At 55.6% G+C, this 1,045-nt stretch carries 1 protein-coding gene; it reads right to left on the reverse strand.

The genetic code is table 11. The features are described from left to right. On the reverse strand, positions 1 to 980 hold a 980-nt coding region (locus U5782_RS41230; RefSeq protein WP_322049618.1), incomplete at its 3' end, for a WYL domain-containing protein. Positions 981 to 1,045 lie beyond the last annotated feature (65 nt).

Here is a 1,045-nt window from a genome sequence, read left to right on the forward strand (position 1 = left end):
ACTTCAATAGAGTCGGCATGGCTATGCAGGAACTGCCGAAGCATCACGGAAGGCTTTACGATTGCCGTCAGTTCAAATGACTGTCGATCGGGCGCGTAAACGATGCGTTGATCGTCGTGCAAGCGAAATTCGTTCAGCATGTGCTCTGACGCTGCTCGGGGCTTCGCGCCGGAAACGGAATGGACACGCAATCTGAGCTCGACATCGGGTTCAGGGAAAAAATTGAACGCTTTTTCTGAGTTGATATAGGTATGGAGATCGAATGCCGAATCATGCTCGGCCGGCTCTTCGATCGTTAGCGCTTCGAGCATCCGGTCCAACCGAAAGAGATAGCGAGTCTTGGGCCGCGTACTGGCCCACATGACGACATAAAAAACGCCGGCCCGGTCGACCAGCGCCTGGGGACTCATGTCGTATTGAGCGACCGATGTCGCGCGCCTGTAACGGAACGACAGCTTGCGGTCGCGTAGTAGGGCATCGGTCACGGTGCGATAGACCGCATCGTCGATTGGCGGAAAGATAACGGGCTGCGTGCCATCGATTCTTGCAATCTTCGATGCCCATGTCCGCCCGTGCTTCACTACGGGATTGTTAATGTCGAATGAAAGCGTCGCGGCCGCTTCCTTGAACTTCGGTTCGAGTTCGGAGAAAACGGCGAAAGGCAATTGCCGGTGCGCCACTCGTTCGAGCGCGCTCAGAGCGACAGCGAGATTCGCGCTCATACGCTCATCGGACGGCAGCATCTTCGTCGCATCGGTCTTGAACCAGCGCGTGCCACGGGTCTTTCCGACACAGCCAACGAGGCCACTCATCGATAGCAGCGCGCGTCTGATGGTCCTGTCGCAGGGTAAAGAATGGTTTCGTTGCCGCAAAAATTCACGGAGGTCGCCAAACGCAATTCCCGTTTTTGCAGCGATCTGCTCGTCTTCGTCGTCTCGAACGACGGGGAGCGCACGAAGCAGTTGTTCCTGTAGCGACATTTTATATACGTTGATAACCGACCCGACTCAAGTGTACCTCCTGAATGACGAGTGGCAAATCCAGA

The organism is Paraburkholderia sp. J67 (assembly GCF_905220265.1).
GTDB lineage: Bacteria > Pseudomonadota > Gammaproteobacteria > Burkholderiales > Burkholderiaceae > Paraburkholderia.